The sequence below is a fragment of the Streptomyces sp. NBC_01257 genome, from assembly GCF_035917255.1.
In the GTDB taxonomy this organism is placed as follows: domain Bacteria; phylum Actinomycetota; class Actinomycetes; order Streptomycetales; family Streptomycetaceae; genus Streptomyces.
Window position 1 is genome coordinate 7,418,137 of record NZ_CP108472.1, and the last position, 17,173, is coordinate 7,435,309.

Annotated in this window: 13 protein-coding genes; 3 read left to right on the plus strand and 10 right to left on the minus strand. The window is 71.0% G+C overall.

What is annotated here, in order from left to right; genetic code table 11:
- Window positions 1–26 precede the first annotated feature (26 nt).
- From OG408_RS32380 to ispH, 7 genes are all read right to left on the minus strand, one after another.
- Entirely contained in the window at window positions 27–1,352 is a 1,326-nt protein-coding gene (locus OG408_RS32380; RefSeq protein ID WP_285564573.1) for an NtaA/DmoA family FMN-dependent monooxygenase, read from the minus strand.
- A complete protein-coding gene (locus OG408_RS32385) occupies window positions 1,349–3,019 on the minus strand; it encodes an ABC transporter ATP-binding protein (protein WP_326673359.1) in 1,671 nt (556 codons plus the stop codon). The genes OG408_RS32380 and OG408_RS32385 overlap by 4 nt, the downstream gene beginning before the upstream one ends.
- Complete coding sequence (locus tag OG408_RS32390) at window positions 3,016–3,867, minus strand: ABC transporter permease (RefSeq protein WP_326673360.1); 852 nt, start codon at window positions 3,865–3,867, stop codon at window positions 3,016–3,018. The genes OG408_RS32385 and OG408_RS32390 overlap by 4 nt, the downstream gene beginning before the upstream one ends.
- Window positions 3,864–4,904: an ABC transporter permease gene (locus tag OG408_RS32395; RefSeq protein ID WP_326673361.1), complete on the minus strand. Its 1,041-nt coding sequence runs from the start codon at window positions 4,902–4,904 to the stop codon at window positions 3,864–3,866. The genes OG408_RS32390 and OG408_RS32395 overlap by 4 nt, the downstream gene beginning before the upstream one ends.
- Window positions 4,901–6,460, minus strand: coding sequence for an ABC transporter substrate-binding protein (locus tag OG408_RS32400; RefSeq protein ID WP_266784627.1), 1,560 nt, complete (start codon window positions 6,458–6,460; stop codon window positions 4,901–4,903). The genes OG408_RS32395 and OG408_RS32400 overlap by 4 nt, the downstream gene beginning before the upstream one ends.
- 136 nt (window positions 6,461–6,596) lie before the next feature.
- Window positions 6,597–7,841 carry a cytochrome P450 gene (locus OG408_RS32405; protein WP_266784629.1) on the minus strand — a complete coding sequence of 415 codons (1,245 nt, stop codon included), beginning with the start codon at window positions 7,839–7,841 and terminating at the stop codon, window positions 6,597–6,599.
- Between the two features lie 70 nt (window positions 7,842–7,911).
- Window positions 7,912–9,255, minus strand: a complete 1,344-nt coding sequence (gene ispH / locus OG408_RS32410) for a 4-hydroxy-3-methylbut-2-enyl diphosphate reductase (RefSeq protein ID WP_326673363.1) — start codon at window positions 9,253–9,255, stop codon at window positions 7,912–7,914.
- 194 nt (window positions 9,256–9,449) lie between these two features.
- On the opposite strand from ispH, the gene dxs reads away from it, so the two are divergent.
- Window positions 9,450–11,411, plus strand: coding sequence for a 1-deoxy-D-xylulose-5-phosphate synthase (dxs, locus tag OG408_RS32415; protein WP_266784633.1), 1,962 nt, complete (start codon window positions 9,450–9,452; stop codon window positions 11,409–11,411).
- Window positions 11,408–12,565: a flavodoxin-dependent (E)-4-hydroxy-3-methylbut-2-enyl-diphosphate synthase gene (gene ispG / locus OG408_RS32420; RefSeq protein ID WP_266784635.1), complete on the plus strand. Its 1,158-nt coding sequence runs from the start codon at window positions 11,408–11,410 to the stop codon at window positions 12,563–12,565. The genes dxs and ispG overlap by 4 nt, the downstream gene beginning before the upstream one ends.
- 17 nt (window positions 12,566–12,582) lie before the next feature.
- Here the strand turns inward: ispG and OG408_RS32425 are convergent, their stop codons facing one another.
- The 3 genes from OG408_RS32425 to OG408_RS32435 all read right to left on the minus strand — a co-directional run bounded on the left by OG408_RS32425 (window position 12,583) and on the right by OG408_RS32435 (window position 16,493).
- The gene (locus tag OG408_RS32425; protein ID WP_266784637.1) at window positions 12,583–13,284 is read right to left on the minus strand and encodes an IclR family transcriptional regulator; all 702 of its coding nucleotides are present in this window, start codon (window positions 13,282–13,284) and stop codon (window positions 12,583–12,585) included.
- 147 nt (window positions 13,285–13,431) lie between these two features.
- Window positions 13,432–14,490, minus strand: a complete 1,059-nt coding sequence (locus OG408_RS32430) for a polyprenyl synthetase family protein (protein ID WP_326673366.1) — start codon at window positions 14,488–14,490, stop codon at window positions 13,432–13,434.
- Window positions 14,491–15,056: 566 nt separating this feature from the next.
- Window positions 15,057–16,493, minus strand: coding sequence for an MFS transporter (locus OG408_RS32435; RefSeq protein WP_326673368.1), 1,437 nt, complete (start codon window positions 16,491–16,493; stop codon window positions 15,057–15,059).
- 269 nt (window positions 16,494–16,762) lie between these two features.
- On the opposite strand from OG408_RS32435, the gene OG408_RS32440 reads away from it, so the two are divergent.
- Window positions 16,763–17,173 (plus strand): winged helix-turn-helix transcriptional regulator, encoded by a 411-nt coding sequence (locus OG408_RS32440; RefSeq protein WP_266784641.1) that lies wholly within the window; start codon window positions 16,763–16,765, stop codon window positions 17,171–17,173.

The window sequence follows — 17,173 nt, forward strand, 5'->3', positions numbered from 1 at the left end:
GGTGCGCCCCGTGCGATGCGGTTCGGTCAGCGGATCGCCGCGTCGCGGCTGGCCGGGAACTCCAGGCCGTAGTGGTCGCGCATGGTCGATCCGCGGTACTCGGTGCGGAAGAGGCCGCGGCGCTGCAGGACCGGCACGACGTGGTCGACGAAGGCCGGCAGCCCGTCGTCCATCACGTCGGGCATCACGTTGAAGCCGTCGGCCGCGCCGCTGGTGAACCACTGCTCGATGATGTCGGCGATCTGCTCCGGCGATCCGGCGGCCACCAGGTGCCCGCTGCCGCCGCCCCGGCGCAGGATGTCGCGTACCGTCAGGCCGTCGTGCGCGAGCTGCGAGATCTTCCTGTGGTGTCCGTGCACGGGGTTGTAGGCGCCGGTGAGCAGTGTCTCCGGAACGGGCTTGTCCAGTTCCAGTTCGCGCGGGTCGACCGTGAGCTGGGCGGCGAGCCGCCGCAGTTGATCGCTGCGGTCCTCCAGCTCGTCCAGCTGCTCGCGCCGTTCGAGGGCCTCGCGTTCGGTGCCGCCGACCGAGGTGGTGAGCCCGGGCAGGATCACGATCGAGTCGGCGTTCCGTCCCGCCGCGGTGACCCGGCCGCGGATGTCCGCCCGGTCGGCCCGCGCCGCCTCGATGTCGAGGGCGCCGGAGAACACCGCGTCGGCGGTGGCGGCCGCCAGGTTCCGGCCCTCGTGCGAGCCGCCGGCCTGGAGGATCACCGGGTGGCCCTGCTCCGACGGCGGCAGGCAGAGCGGCCCCTCGACGTTGAAGTACGTTCCCTCGTGGTTGATCGGCCGGATGCGAGAGGTCTCCGCGTAGTGCCCGGTCTTCACATCTGCCGGTATCGCCCCCGGCTCCCAGCTGGTCCACAACTGGCGTACCACGTCGACGAATTCGGTCGCCCTGGTGTAGCGCGCCTCCCGGTCGGGCGGGGTCGGCACGAAGTTCCTGGCCACGTTGGGCGCGTACGTGGTGACGGCGTTCCACGCGGTGCGGCCGTGGCTGATCAGATCCAGGGCCTGGAGCCGGCGGGCCAGGTTGTAGGGCTCGTTGTAGCTGGTGGACGCCGTGGCGATGAGCCCGATGTGCTCGGTGGCCTGGGCGATCGCGGTGAGGATCAGGGTGGGTTCCAGGGCGTTGAACTGGGGGTGGGTCGTGATGTTCTCGACCAGGCCCGGGATGTCGCCGAGGAAGACGGCGTCGAGAAGCCCGCGTTCGGCGATGCGCGCGGAGGCGACGTACCGCTCCACGTTGATGAAGGTGAGCGGGTCGGAGCCGGGCCAGCGCCAGGAACCGTGGTGGGTACCCGTGCCCAACAGGTTGACATTGAGGTGGAGTTCACGGGGGTGGGCGTTCACAGTCTCTCCTTCGGACGGGGCACGGTCTGCTGCGGTGCGGCGTGCAGCAGGGCCCTGGTGTGTTCGTGCTGCGGGCTGGTGAAGAGGCGTTCGGTCCGGCCGGACTCCACGATCCGGCCGTCCTTCAGGACCAGGACCTCGTCCGCGATCTGCCGTACGACAGCCAGGTCATGGGTGATGAAGAGGTACGCGATGCCGAGCTCCGCCTGGAGCTCTTCGAGGAGGGCCAGGATGCGGGCCTGCACCGACACGTCGAGCGCCGAGAGGGGCTCGTCGCAGACCACGAGGCGCGGTTCGAGCGCCAGAGCGCGGGCGATGGCGACGCGCTGCCGCTGTCCTCCCGAGAGCGCGGCCGGGCGCCGTTCGTGCAGGTGGGCGGGGAGCGCCACCCGGTCGAGCAGGGCGCGGACCCGGGCCCGGCGCGCGGTGCGGCCCTCGGTGCCGAAGACCCTGAGGGGCTCCTCGACGATCCGCTCGACGGTGAGCCGCGGATCGAGTGCGGCGTACGGGTTCTGGTGGACCAGCTGGGCGCCGCGGCGCAGTGCGCGCAGCTCGCGCTCGGGCGCCGCGGTGATGTCCCGGCCGTCGAACTCGATGCGCCCCGCGGAGGGCTTGAGCAGGCGCAGTGCGAGCCGGGCCGCGGTGGACTTGCCGGATCCGGACTCCCCGACGAGGGCGACCGTGCGTCCGGCGGGGACGGTGAAGCCGACCCCGTCCAGGGCCCGCAGCGTACGTCCGCCGCTGCCGCCGGTGCGTGGCAGCGGATAGTCCATGACGAGGTCCTCGGCGACCAGGAGCGGGCGCGGCCCGTCGGCGGCCGCTTCACGCTCACGGACCTCCGCGCGCCGCCGGCTCGGCGCGCCCGGTACGGCGTCGAGCAGCACCCGGGTGTACTCGTGCCGGGGCTCCGTCATCACCTGCTCGGCCGGACCCGCCTCCACGACCTCGCCGCCGCGCATCACGATGATGCGGTCGGCGCGTGCGGCGGCGACGGCCAGGTCGTGGCTGATCAGCAGCACGGCCGTGCCCGATTCCCGGCTGAGTTTCTGCAGGTGGTCGAGGATCCGCTGCTGGACGGTCGTGTCCAGGGCGCTCGTCGGCTCGTCCGCGACGATCAGCCGCGGCCGGCCGGCCAGGGCGATGGCGATGAGGGCGCGCTGCCGCATGCCGCCGGAGAGCTGGTGCGGGAAGTTCCGCGCGCGTACGGCCGGATCGGGCATCCCGGCGAGTTCGAGGATGCCGGTCGCGGCCGCGGCGGCTTCCTTCCGCCCGGCCAGACCGTGGATGAGCAGCACCTCGGCGACCTGGTCGCCGACCCGCTGCACCGGGTTGAGGGAGACCGCCGGATCCTGTGGGACCAGGGCGATGCCGCGGCCGCGCACCTCGCGCAGCCGCCGGTCGCCCAGGGCCGTCAGGTCCTCGCCGTCGAAGCGGACGGTGCCCGCCGTGATGCGGCCCCCGGCCGGCAGCAGCCCGAGCAGCGCGTGTGCGGTGGTCGACTTGCCCGACCCGGACTCCCCGACGACGGCCACGGTCTCGCCGGCCGCGATGGTCAGGTCGACGCCCGACACCGCCCGGGTCGTGCGGCCCCTGGAACGGTAGGTGACGCACAGGCCCCGCACGTCCAGCAGCGGGACGCACCCGCCGTCCTCGTTCTGCGCGGTCACTTCGCCTCCCCGATCTCCCCGTCCAGGGCCCGCGCCACCCGGTTGGCGGCCAGCGCCACGAGTGCGACACAGAGTCCCGGCAGGGTGGTCAGCCACCAGGCGTCCGCCAGGTGGTCACGGCCCTGGGCCACCAGGGACCCCCATTCGGGGGCCGGCGGCGGTGCTCCGTAACCGAGGAAGCTCAGGGCCGACACCGCCAGCACGGATGTCCCCAGGCTCAGTGCGGCGAGTGCGAGCACCGGGCCCCGGGCGTTCGGCAGCACGTGCAGGGCCAGCACTCGGTGGCGCTTGGCGCCGTACGAGCGGGCCGCCTCGACGAACAGCGAGCCGCGCACCCGGAGCACTTCGGAGCGCATCACGCGGGCGAAGACGGGGACGTTCCCGAACCCCACCGCGAGCGCGGTGTTCACCGTGCCGTAGCCGAGGACGGTGACCAGGGTCAGCGACAGGAGCAGGCCCGGAATGGCGAGGAGCACGTCCACACCGCGCATGATCAGCCCGTCCACGGCGCCGCCGCCGAAGCCGGACACGGCGCCGAGCAGACCGCCGACGACGACCCCCACCACCACCGCGATCAGCGCGGCCTGGAGGGACGGCGCGGCTCCGTGGACCATCCGGGAGAGCATGTCGCGGCCCAGCTGGTCGGTGCCGAGCAGATGCCCGCCACCGGGCGGGAGCAGCCGGTCGGCGGGGGCCACTTCGAGCGGGTCGCGCCCGGTGAACAGGCTGGGAAGCACGGCGGCGAGGGCCGCGACCAAGAGGACGGCGGCCGACCAGAGGAGGCCGGGGCGCAGGCGTCGGCGAGAGGTCGTGGCGAGATTCGTGCCGCGCAGGGAGAGAAGCGTCATGACGCGGCCACCTTCGCCAGGCCGGGGCTCGGATCGGTGTCCGCACCCGGGCGGGAGCCGGGGCCCGCACCCGGGGCGGAGCCCGCGCCCGGGCCGGAGTTCACCCGGCCCGCGGCCCGCGGGTCGAGCACCGGGTGGATCAGGTCGACCAGCAGGTTCACCGTCACCACGACCAGCGCTGTCAGGACCACCACGGCCTGCACCACGGGAATGTCCTTGGCCCCCACCGCGGTCACCGTGACCCGGCCGAGCCCGGCCCGCGAGAACACCGTCTCCACGACGACCGCGTTGGTGAGCAGTTCTCCCGTCAGCAGACCGACCACGGTCAGCGCGGGCAGCGACGCGTTGCGCGTGGCGTGGCGCAGATGCACCCGGGCCCGGCTCGCACCCTTGGCCAGGGCGGTGGTGATGTACGGCTCGGAGAGCGTCCCCCGCAGGCTGCGGGCGAGCACCTGGGCGATGGCGGCGGCCGCGGGCAGCGCGATGGTGACGGCCGGCAGGACCAGGCTCGCCGCGCCCTCGTCGCCGGTGGCGGGAAACAGCCGCAGCCTGAAGGAGAACAGCTGGATGAGGAGCAGACCGACCCAGAACGCCGGCACCGACACCCCGAACGGCGGAGCCGAGAGCAGCAGCGCGCTCAGCCGGCGGTTGCGCGTGTACGTCGCCGCCAGGGCGAGGCCGGCGCCGGCCAGCACCGCCAGGGGCAGCGCGACCAGCATGAGCTGCGCGGTCGGCGGCACGGCGGCGCCGATGATCCCGGACACCGGCGTGCCCGAGGCCACCGACTGACCGAAGTCACCGTGCACCACGGCGAGCAGCTGATTCACGTACTGCTCGGCGAGCGGCTTGTCCAGGCCGTAGCTCGCCCGCAGTTCGGCGATGCGCGCCGGGTCCACCGTGCTCTGCCCGGCCCCGCCGCCCGCCATGATCTCGACGGGGTCGCCCGGCAGCAGATAGAGCAGCGCGAACGACAGGGTGAACGCCGCCCACAGCACCATGACGGCCTGCAGCAAGCGGCGCGCGAGGTAGTGCCTCACTTCGCCACCCAGGCATCGTGCAGCAGGAGCTGGGCGCCGGCGTCCAGCCGGAGGTCGTGCACGTGCGGGGCGAGGCCGACGACCGTGGCGTACTCGAACACGGGCAGCGAGTAGGCGTCCCGCACGATGATCTGCTGTGTCCGCTCGATCTGCCCGGTGCGGAGCTTGGCATCGCCCTGCACGGCCTGTGCGTCGAGCAGACCGGGCAGCGGGCCGTCGGTGACGCGTACGGCGTTGAGGGCCTTCGGCGAGTAGTAGGCGCGCAGGATGTCCGGGTCGGGGCTGGTCGCGTTGGACCAGGACAGGTCGTAGTCACCGGACCGGTAGGCCTGCTGGCCTTGGCCGATGCCGAACTCCTTCAGCTTCAGCTCGACGCCCGCCTTCTTGAACTGCTGCTGGATCAGCTCCAGTGCCGTCCGTCCGGGCGTGAACCCGGTGAAGAAGTTGACCGTGAGGGTGAGCCGCTTGCCGTCCTTGGTGCGGATTCCGTCGCCTTCGGCCCGCCAGCCCGCGCCGTCCAGGAGCTTGCGGGCGCCCGGCAGGTCGGTGGTCAGATCCGCGCTCAGATCCGTGAAGTCGGCGGTGGAGCCCGCCAGAATGCTCTTGGCCGGCTTGAAGGAGGGGCTGAGGACGGTGTCCACCACCTCGCGGCGGTCGATGATCTTCTGCAGCGCTCGCCGTACGGCGACGTCCTTGGTGAACGGCCGGGACACGTTGACGCCGAAGCTGTAGACGATGCCGGGGTTGCTGCGGGAGAGCACGGTGAAGCCGCTCTGCTTCAGGACCGGTTCCTCCTGGGCCGAGACCCCGAACGTGCCGTCGATCTGTCCTGAGGTGAGGCTCCCGGACCGTACGCCCTGCTCCGGAACGATCTTCAGGGTGACCTTGTCGAGGCGGGCCGCACCCTTGGCCGACCAGGCCGCCGAACCCCAGGCGTATCCGGCCCGCTTCTTCAGGACCACCTCCTGGTTGGGCGTGTACCGGTCGAGGGTGAACGGTCCCGAGCCGGTCACGGCCGCGCACCGCTGCCCCTGGCCGGCGGTGAGACCGGAGGGCGCGAGGATGCCGAGGGTGGTGGTCGAAGTGGCGTGCAGGAACTGGGCGTTGGGCCGGTCGAACTCCACACGCGCGGTGTGCTGGTCGACCACGGTCGTACGCCGGTAGCCGGACAGGTAGTTGTTGCCGAGGATGGCCTTCGCGCCCAGCTTCACCACATCGTCGAAGTTGGCCTTGACGGCCTGCGCGTCGACGGGCTTGCCGTCCGAGAAGGTGGCGTCGGAGCGCAGGTGGAAGGTGAACTGCCGGGCGTCGGGCCGTGCTTCCCAGGATGTGGCCAGCCACGGCAGGGTCTTGCCGGTCTTGGGGTCCTGCCCGGTGAGCGAGTCGACGATCTGACGGGCCGCGGACAGCCCGTCGCTGTTGCCGACCTGGTGCGGGTCGAGGCATTTGGGGTCGGAGCCGAGGGCCAGCACCAGGCTGCCGCCGGACCGGGGCTGGGTGTCCGACGTCCGGCCGTTGGCTGCCGGGTCGGCTGTACAGGCGGTCAGCGCGGCCATCAGCAGTGCTGCCGATACGATTGCGGGGCGGGCGTACCTACGAGTGCTGACGGCAGTGCTCCTTGTCTGGAAAAGCTGTGGATGAGCGCCCGTCGCCGAACCCCGGCAGGAGTCCGACGACAGGTTCCTGCGGTGGTCAGGGCCGGGTGAGCGGAAGCTCCGACAGTGCGTGGAAGATGAATCCGCCCGGCAGGTACTCCGGCTCGAAGCCGTCCCGGAGCCGCAGATCGGGCGCCAGCTCGACCAGCGTCTCCACGGCGATCCTGGCCTCCAGCCGGGCCAGCGCCGCGCCCGCGCAGAAGTGCATGCCCTGGCCGAAACTCAGGTGCTGGGGCAGCCCCGGGCGGTCCAGGCGGAAGACATCGGGGTCGTCGACCCAGTCCGGATCCATCCCGGCGGCGGCGAACATCACCCGCAGCCGGGCCCCGGCCGGGAGCTTCGTGGCGCCGACCGTGACGTCCTCGGTGGTGACCCTCAGCGCGCCCTGGACCGACGAGTCGATCCGCAGCGTCTCCTCCACGGCGGCGCCGATCAGCGTCGGATCGGCGACGACCGACTCCCACAACTCCCGGTTCTTCAGGAGCTGGTGGACGGTGTTGGCGATGAGGTTGGTGGTCGTCTCATGACCTGCGGCGATCATGAAGCGGAGCGCCACCACGGCCTGGTCCTCGGTGCAGACCGGATCCTCGGACCGGCTCGCCCGGGCGAGCCCGGTGGCCAGGTCGTCCGTGGGCTGCTCGACGCGCTGCGCCAGCAGATCGCGCAGATACGCCTCGTAGACGGGCACGGTCTGCGCCGCCTGCAACTGCTGCTCCGGCTCCATCGGCACGACCTGGAGGCCCAGCCAGGTGTCGTTCCACAGCTTGACGGTGTCCCGGTCCTCGGCGGGGATGCCGATCAGATCGCAGATCACCGTGTACGGCAGCGGATACGCCAGCTGCTGGAGCAGGTCACCGTGGCCGGCGCCGGCGAGCTCGCCGGCCAGCCGCCGGGAGATCTCCCGGATGCTCGGCTCCAGCCGCCGCAGGCTGCGCGGCGTGAAGTACTCGCTGATCAGATTGCGGAAACGGGTGTGGGCGGGCGGCTCGACGTTGTAGATGGCGTTCTGGAAGAACAGCGAACCGTCCAGGACCTTCTGGCTCTCAGGGCTGAAGGGGTACGACCCCTCCAGGTTGTGCCTGCTGGTGAAGCGGCCGGGATCGCGCAGCACGGCGTCCAGCTCTTCGCGCCCGGTGACGATCCACTCGTCGAAGCCCTCGTGGTGTGCGACGGGCATGTCACGGCGCCCCACCTCGTAGGCGGCATAGGGGCACTTGCGGTACTCGGCCGAGCCCGGGTCGAATATCTCGTGGACCGGGGGGTGCAGCGCTGGCTCCGTCATGCGGTGACTCTCTTTCCCAAGTGCTTGTATTCCGTACGGGGGAGTGGTGGGGCGAGGCAGGGCGGGTGCGTCAGGCCGTGGACTCGCCGAGGCCGCTGGGCAGACCGAAGGTGACCGTCTCCGTCGCGACCCGAACCTCCTGGGTACGGACCGGACCCAGGGCCCGCAGGCCCGCGACGATCTCCTCGACCAGGGCGGGCGCGGCGGACGCGCCCGCCGTGACGCCGACGGTGCCGGCGCCCGCGAGGAGGCCGAGCGGTACATCGCCGAGGTCCTCGACCAGCCGCGCCTTCGTGCCCTCCGCCTCCGAACGTTCCACCAGACGAACCGAGTTGGAGGAGTTCGCGGAGCCGACCACCAGGACGAGGTCGGCCTGGGCGGCCACTTCGCGCACGGCGTTCTGACGGTTGGTCGTGGCGTAGCAGATGTCGTCGGAACCCGGACCCCGGATGCCGGGGAAGCGGTCGTGGAGCGCGGCGGCGACCGAGTCCGCCTCATCGGCTCCCAGGGTGGTCTGCATGACGTAGGAGGCGTTCCCCTCGTCGTCGGGGAGCGCCGCCACATCGTCGGCGGTCTGCACCAGCACGGTCTGCTCGGGCGCCTCGCCGATGGTGCCTTCGCTCTCCTCGTGCCCCGCGTGCCCGATGAGGTAGATCCGGTCACCGCGGGCGGCGTACCGGCGGACCTCCGCGTGCACCTTGGAGACCAACGGGCAGGTGGCGTCGTAGACATCGAGGCCGCGCAGCTCCGCGTCCCGGCGCACCGCGGGCGAGACACCGTGCGCGGAGAAGACGACCGTGGCGCCCTGCGGCACCTCGTCGAGCTCCTCCACGAACACCGCGCCCCGGGCCGCGAGATCCCGCACCACATGGGTGTTGTGCACGATCTCCTTGCGTACGTACACGGGGTGCGGACCGCGGTCGAGCAGTCGCTCCACGATCTCGATGGCCCGGTCGACCCCGGCGCAGAACGACCGCGGCTCGGCCAGCAGGACGGCACGCGGGCCGAGCGCCGCGCGCCAGGCCCCGATCGCGCGGCCGACCGCTCCGTCGGGATCCGCGTCGTCATCGGCGTTCCCGTCGGCGGACCCCGCCGTCAGGACCACCGCGGTCGGCCGGTCGGGCCGCGCGGCACGGAGCGCCGCCGCCACCACCGGCTCGTCCAGCGGGACACCGAGGTCCGCGAGTGTTCCGGCCCGCACCCTGCGGCCGGCCCTGCGCAGCTCACCGGTGAGCAGCGGGGCGGACGCACAGGTCACCGCGGAGAACTCGGTGGCCACCAGCACGTCACCCGGCCGCACATCGGGGTGCGACGACGCGACCGTACCGGTCACCACCAGCGGCGCGGCGGCGGAACCGGCCGCCGTCCGCGCCGTCACGTCCTTCGTCTCGTCGTTCGCCACGTCCTTCGTCACGGAAACCGCCTCCTGTCTCGTGCTCGCATCGGATCGGGACGCGGCACACATTAGGCAGCGCCGCGCGGACCCGTCATCGGACCGTCCCGCCCGGCGGGACGGCCATTCGCCAACGACCCGGCCGAGGACCTGCAATGCCTCTACGCGCCGCGGCCGGCGCAGTTCCGCCCGGCGGAAGGAGCGGAAGGAACCCCATGACTGTCCTGGAGAACATCCACGGTCCGCACGACCTTCGAGCGCTGTCCCCGAACGCCCTGCGCCGTCTCGGCGCGGAGATACGCGAACTTCTCATCGAGTCGGTGAGCAGCACCGGCGGCCACCTCGGCCCCAACCTCGGCGTCGTCGAGCTGACCATCGCCCTGCACTGCGAGTTCGACTCGCCCCATGACCGCATCGTCTTCGACACCGGCCATCAGACCTACGTCCACAAGATCCTGACCGGACGCGCGGGCGGCTTCGACCGGCTGCGTCGCCGCGGCGGGCTGTCCGGCTACCCGGCCCGCGAGGAGTCGCCGCACGACCTGGTGGAGAACTCCCACGCCTCCACGGCGGTCAGCTACGCGGACGGCCTGAGCAAGGCCCACATGCTGAACGGCGAATCCGACCGCCAGGCCGTGGCGGTGATCGGCGACGGGGCCCTGACCGGCGGCATGGCCTGGGAGGCGCTCAACAGCGTCGCCGCGGGCAACCGGCCGAACGTGGTCGTCGTCGTCAACGACAACGGCCGCTCCTACGCCCCGACCGTCGGCGGTCTCGCCGAGCACCTCGACGTGCTGCGCACGGCCTCGACGTACGACAACATCCTCGAACAGGGCGGCCGGATCCTGCGCGGCATCCCCGCCATCGGCGACCTCGCCTACCGCGGGCTGCACGGCGCGAAGGCCGGGCTGAAGGACTTCACCACACCGCAGTCGCTGTTCACCGGACTCGGCCTGAAGTACCTCGGCCCCGTCGACGGGCACGACCTGGCGGCGGTACGGCGTGCGCTGCGCAACGCCCGCAGGTACCAGGGCCCCGTCCTGGTGCACGTCGTGACGCGCAAGGGTGCCGGATACGCCCCGGCCGAGAGCGACGAGGCGGACCGCTTCCACGGCATCGGCGTGCACGACCCGAAGACCGGCCGGCCGCTGCCCGCCCCGGCCAAGGTGTCGTGGACCTCGGTGTTCGGCGAGGAACTGGCCCGGGCGGGCGAGGAGCGCGAGGAGATCGTGGCGATCACCGCCGCGATGCTCAGGCCGACCGGCCTCGACCGGTTCGCCGCGGCACACCCGGACCGGGTCTTCGACGTCGGTATCGCCGAACAGCACGCCGTCACCTCGGCCGTGGGCCTCGCCATGGGCGGGAAGCACCCGGTGGTCGCCGTGTACGCCACGTTCCTGAACCGGGCCTTCGACCAACTGCTCCTGGACGCGGCGCTGCACGGCGCGGGCGTCACGATCGCCCTGGACCGGGCCGGCGTCACCGGCGACGACGGACCGTCCCACAACGGCGTATGGGATCTTGCCGTGCTCCAGGTGGTGCCGGGGCTGCGGATCGCGGCGCCGCGCGACGCCGCGACACTCCGTGCCGAACTGCGGGAGGCGCTCGACGTCGCGGACGCGCCGACCGTGGTCCGCTTCCCCAAGGGCGCGGTACCGGCGGACATTCCGGCGGTCGGGCGGCGCGGCGGGACGGACATCCTGGCCGAACCGGCCGCCGCACGCACCGACTCCACCGACTCCGGCGAGTCCGCAGCGCGCCTCCACGACGTCCTGCTCGTCGCGGTCGGTGCCATGGCGCCTCTCTGCCTCGCGGCGGCCGGGCTGCTCACCGAGGTGGGCCTCACCGTGACCGTGGCCGACCCGCGCTGGGTCAAACCGGTCGACAGCTCCCTGGTGTCCCTCGCCGCCGAGCACCGGCTGGTGGCCACGGTCGAGGACGGCAGCAGGGCCGGGGGAGTCGGTTCCGCCATCGCCCAGGCGCTGCGCGACGCCGACGTGGACGTACCGCTGCGGGACTTCGGAACGCCGGCCCGCTTCCTGAACCACGGAACACGCCAGGAGGTCCTGGAGGAGTCGGGACTCACGGCCGAACAGCTCGCCGCCGCGGTGGAGAAGGCCTGCCGACGGCTTCCGGCCGACGCACCGCACCTCACGGAACGGAGTTCGCACTCATGACGGTCGCCCTCGGCCTGCCCTCACTGCCGCCCCAGCCCCTCGCCGCCCGCCGCCGCTCCCGGCAGATCATGGTCGGGAAGGTCCCGGTGGGCGGCGACGCACCCGTATCGGTGCAGTCGATGACCACCACCCTGACCTCCGACATCAACGCCACCCTCCAGCAGATCGCCGAACTGACCGCGGCGGGCTGCCAGATCGTCCGGGTCGCCTGCCCGTCCCAGGACGACGCGGACGCCCTGCCCGCCATCGCGCGCAAGTCGCAGATCCCGGTGATCGCCGACATCCACTTCCAGCCGAAGTACGTCTTCGCGGCGATCGACGCCGGCTGCGCCGCGGTGCGGGTGAACCCCGGCAACATCCGGCAGTTCGACGACAAGGTGCGCGAGATCGCACGGGCCGCGTCGGGTGCGGGTGTCCCGATCCGGATCGGTGTCAACGCCGGTTCGCTGGACCGGCGGCTGCTCGCCAAGTACGGCAAGGCCACCCCCGAGGCGCTGGTGGAGTCCGCGCTGTGGGAGTGCTCGCTCTTCGAGGAGCACGGCTTCGGCGACATCAAGATCTCGGTGAAGCACAACGACCCGGTGGTGATGGTCAACGCCTACCGGCAGCTCGCCGCCGTCTGTGACTATCCGCTGCACCTGGGGGTGACCGAGGCCGGTCCCGCGTTCCAGGGCACCATCAAGTCCGCCGTCGCCTTCGGGGCCCTGCTGAGCGAGGGCATCGGGGACACCATCCGGGTCTCCCTGAGCGCGCCGCCCGCCGAGGAGGTCAAGGTCGGGACCCAGATCCTGCAGTCCCTCGGTCTGCGGCAGCGCGCTCTGGAGATCGTCTCGTGCCCGTCCTGCGGCCGGGCCCAGGTGGACGTCTACAAGCTGGCCGACCAGGTCACCGCCGGCCTGGACGGCATGAAGGTACCCCTGCGGGTCGCGGTGATGGGCTGTGTGGTCAACGGCCCCGGTGAGGCGCGGGAGGCCGATCTGGGAGTGGCGTCGGGCAACGGCAAGGGACAGATCTTCGTCAGGGGCGAGATCATCAGGACCGTCCCCGAGTCGAAGATCGTGGAGACCCTGATCGAGGAGGCCATGAAACTCGCCGAACAGCTGGAGGAGGACGGCGCGGAGCCCGGCGAACCGACGGTCTTCGCCGGGGCCTGAGGGCTGTCCCGCCGCCCTCACCGGCAGACGGGACCGATGACCCCACCGGCCGCCAGCTCCCGGGCCGCGGCGTGCGCGGCCCGGCGGAGCTGGCGCGAAGCCGCCTGTACGTCGACGGTGTGCGAGGGACCGGCGACGGCGATGACCGCGGCCACGGTGCGCGCGGAGTCCCAGACCGGGATGGCGAGACTGGTCACGTTCCGGGCGGGGCCGCCGAGATTGACGGCGATCCCGTCGCGTCGTATGCGTGCCAGTTCGGCGCGCAGCCGCGCGGGCAGCTCGTCACCGGTCTCGTCCGAGTGGGCGGCCAGGACCTTGCCCATCGCCGTCGTGTGGCGCGGGAGCACCGAGCCGGTCCTGATCGGGAGCGGCAACCCCCGGTGCCCGTGCAGGTGTTCGAGGCAGAGCACCCCGTGTTCGTGCTCCACTCCGAGGTGGACGGCGAGCCCGGTGGCCTGGAAGAGGTCGAGGAGATGCGGCAGCAGGAGGTCCCTGAGTGCCAGGGCCCGGCCGCCGGACGCCTGGCGGGCGAGGTTCAGCATGCGCGGGCCGAGCCGGTATCCGGCGGCCTGCCGGTCCGCGAGCCGTAGGTCGGCCAGGACGCCGAGGAGCCGGTGCACCGTCGACTTCGGCAGCCCGGTGTTCCGCGCCACCTCCGACGCACCGATCCAGTCGCCGTCCACGGGGAGCGCGCCGAGGACGAGGTAGGACTTCTCCACCACGTTCCTCGCCGCCGCCGGCTCCTGCTGTGCCGCTTTCCGCCCCGCTTCGGGGCAGCGGGGTCCGGCCCCGGCTTTTCGTATGGTCGTCGCAGTACCACGGTCGAACATGTGAATCCCCCTGTTATGTGCTGTGTGTACGGCGTCTCAGTGCGAGCGGTCGGCGACGAACCGTGCCAGGCCCGTCAGTTCGGCCGCGGCGGTGAGGTCCACTGCCGCGGCCCCGATGACCTCCAGGGCCTGTCGCAGATGCCCGTCGGACTGCTCCGCGCCGAAGGCCCGGCCGCCGGCGCGGGCGATCAGGTCGGCGGCACGCCGCAGGTCGAGGTCCCGCTCCGGTGCGTCGGGCGCGGTGTCCAGGAGGCGCCCGAGGAGTTCCGCGTGTGTCCCGTTCTCGACGGTGGCCGCGAAGACCACCGGCAGCGACTTCTTGCGCCGCCGCAGATCGCTGAAGACCGGCTTCCCGGTGACCGAAGGGTCGCCCCAGATGCCGAGCAGATCGTCGATCGCCTGGAAGGCCAGGCCCAGGTGCCTGCCCGCCGTGGACATCGCGGCGGCGGCATCGGATCCGCCGCCGCCGAGCAGGGCGCCGAGTCCGGCGGCGCAGGCGAGCAGGGACCCGGTCTTGTCGGCGGCCATCGCGGTGTACTCGTCCACGGTCACCGCGTGCGGGCCCGCCCACGGGCGGCCCTCGAAGGAGATGTCGGCCGCCTGCCCCTCGACCAGTTCGACCAGCGCGGCGGACAGCATGGCCGTCGCACCCTCGGCCGTGGACCCGATGGTGCCGAGGGCGAGTGCCAGCAGTGCGTCGCCCGCCAGGACCGCGGGCCCCACACCGAACGCCTTCCACAAGGTGTCCTGGTGCCGTCTGCGCTCGTCGCCGTCCATGATGTCGTCGTGCACCAGCGAGAAGGCGTGCACGAGTTCGACCGCGACCGCCCCGGCCACCGCGTCCGCGGCGGATCCTCCGACGGCCTCGGCACAGAGCACCGCGAGGGCGGGCCGCAGCCCCTTGCCACCGCCCCCGCCCCGGCGCACACCGTCGACGTCGCACCAGCCGAACGCGAACGACGCCATCCGCCCCACGCTCGGGTGCAACCGGCCGACCGCGTCGTGCAGTGCGGGCTGCACGAGGTCGCGGCATCTCTCCAGGGACTCCAGCGCGTCAGGCAGGGCTGGCCCCGTCAGGCGCATCTGATCCGCCATGGCGTACGGGGCCCCCTTCATGCTGTGCGGGACGGCGCGAGGCCGGCCCGGACGGAGATCTGTCGCCCGGCGAGATCCATTCGAATCCAGCCATTCGAAGTGATTCCGTTCCGTGGGGACTTCGAGGGGTAGGCGGAGGGGAGCAGTCGCGGGAACTCGGGGTAGAACAGGAAACGGGAATATGGTGACATGACCAGCCTTCCTCGATCGCACAACCCTTCGAATGTTCCGTCACTGAACAGGTCAGGGTCAATGACTTCCGGACGGGTTGGCCTATACCGGCAACGTGACGAGAGAGACATTAAAGAGTTCGCAAAACAGCGCTGATTTCACCCGTTAATGGTCTCACCTTCCTCACCTCGGACGATTGATGATTCGGCCGACGCGACCCGCGTCGGGAACGAGGCAGTGTCTATGTGGCAGAAATTTATGTTGCAAGCGCGAAACATTTGATTCATGTGGGCCGAAAAAGTTGCAGCACGTTTCGGCCATTTACTTTTCCGCCTGGAAACACAAAAAGGCCCGACAGCTCAGCTGTCGGGCCTTTTTGTGTTCCTACTGTGAAGCTATGCGCGCGGCTTCGTCTTGATCAGTGTGGCCACCAGGATCAAAGCCACCACGACGAATCCACTGCCGACGAGGAGCGCGTTCCCGATTCCGTCGGCCATCGCGGTCGTGGCCGCCGGACCGGTCGTGGCGTCATCGGCCCTGGCGCCGTACACGGTGACGAGCACGGCGAGCCCGAGGGCGCCGCCGATCTGCTGCATCGTCTGCAGGATGCCGGCCGCCACGCCGGAGTCGCGCGGTGCGACTCCGCCGAGGATCAGCGCGGTCAGCGGCATGAGGAAGGTGCCGATACCGACGCCGACCAGGACCAACGGCAGCAGCAGCCCGGCCGCGTACGAGGTGCCGGCGTCGAGCGAGGAGAGCCAGAGCACCCCGGCGAGGATCAGTACGAGCCCGGCGAGGATGAGCCGGCGGGGGCCGAACTTGGGGAGCAGCTTCGGGGTGGCCCGGGACATGGCGAACATGGCCAGACCCATCGGGAGGAACCCGAGTCCCGCCTTCAGCGCACTGAATCCGAGAACTTCCTGAAGGAATTGCGGAACGAAATAGAACACACTGAAATTGCAGGCGAGCACCAACAGCATGACCGCATATCCGGCACCACGGAGACGACTGGCAAGCAGCCGCATCGGCATGATGGGATTCTTGATGCGGAACTGTGTGACGAGGAAGCCGGCCAGGAGGACGAAAGCGGTCACGAGCGACCCGATGGCCACCGCGTCGGACCAACCCTCGGACTCGCCCCGGATCAGTCCGTACACGAGTGCGGTGAGACCCACGGTCGCGGTGAATGCCCCCACCACGTCGACACGCCCGGGGTGCTTGGCGGGCGAAGTGATGAATTTCGGTGTGAGGACGACCGCTGCGATACCGATCGGCACATTGATGAAGAGGACCCAGCGCCAGGAAGCCCATTCGGTCAGGATGCCGCTGAGGATCATTCCCAGCGCCATGCCGAGGCCCGCCAGGGTCGAATAGACGGCAAGAGCCTTGTTCCGCGCGTTTCCCTCTTCGAAGTTCGTGATGAGCAGGGACATCGCACCTGGCGCCGCGAATGCCGCACCGACGCCCTGCACCGCCCGGGCGGCGAGCAGCTGCCAGTCGTTCACGGCGAACCCGCCGAGCAGCGAGCAGACGGTGAACAGGAGTACGCCCGCCACGAAGGTGTTGCGGCGCCCGAAGATGTCACCGAGCCGGCCGCCGAAGAGCAGCAGGCCTCCGTAGGCGAGCACGTAGGCGTTGAGGACCCAGGAGAGACCGGTGGCCGAGAAGCCCAGGTCGGCCTGGATCTGCGGGAGTGCGACGGTCATGGCGGTGGTGTCGACGACCACCATCATCTGACAGGACACGATGATGGCGAGGATGATGCCGGGGTGCCGCGCCACCTGCCCGGCGGCACCCGCCACCGCAGTGGAGGGAGTCGTGGAGGAAGTCAACTCTGTTTCCTATTCGGTCTGTTGCGCTCCGAGTGACGGTGCGGACGGGGTCAGGATCCACCGCCACCCTCGTGCACCGTAGATCTCTACTGGTTGGCTACGAACCAAAAGAGAGTAACACTTGAACGGGGAGCTGTGGGGGGTGTGGTGCGGAGTGGCCCGGACTCGTCGCGGCGGGGGAGCGCTCCGCCGCCGGAACCCGCGGAAGAGTTACTCTCTTCGAGTACGTGCAGACTCGGCAGCGTGCGGGACACCCGGAGGTGAGAGGCATGGCGGCCATGGCCACGGCGCGACAGAGCGCCAAGGAGGGCGCGGCGGACGACGCCTTCGTGAAGGACTGTCCGACCGGTCAGCTGCTCGCGCGGGTCAGTGACAAATGGGTCAATCTGGTGGTCAACGCGCTCGGTGAGCAGTCACCGATGCGCTACAGCGATCTGGGCCGCAAGATCCCCGGCGTGAGCCAGAAGATGCTCACCCAGACCCTGCGCTCACTGGAGCGCGACGGCATCGTGACGCGCACGGTCACGCCGTCGGTCCCGGTGCGCGTCGACTACGAGCTCACCGGGCTGGGTCACAGTCTGTGCTGTCTGCTCGCCGCCGTGAAGAACTGGGCGTCGAGTCACGTCGACGAGGTCGAAGGGGCCAGGGAGCGGTTCGACCTGGCGCAAGAGGCCCTCTGA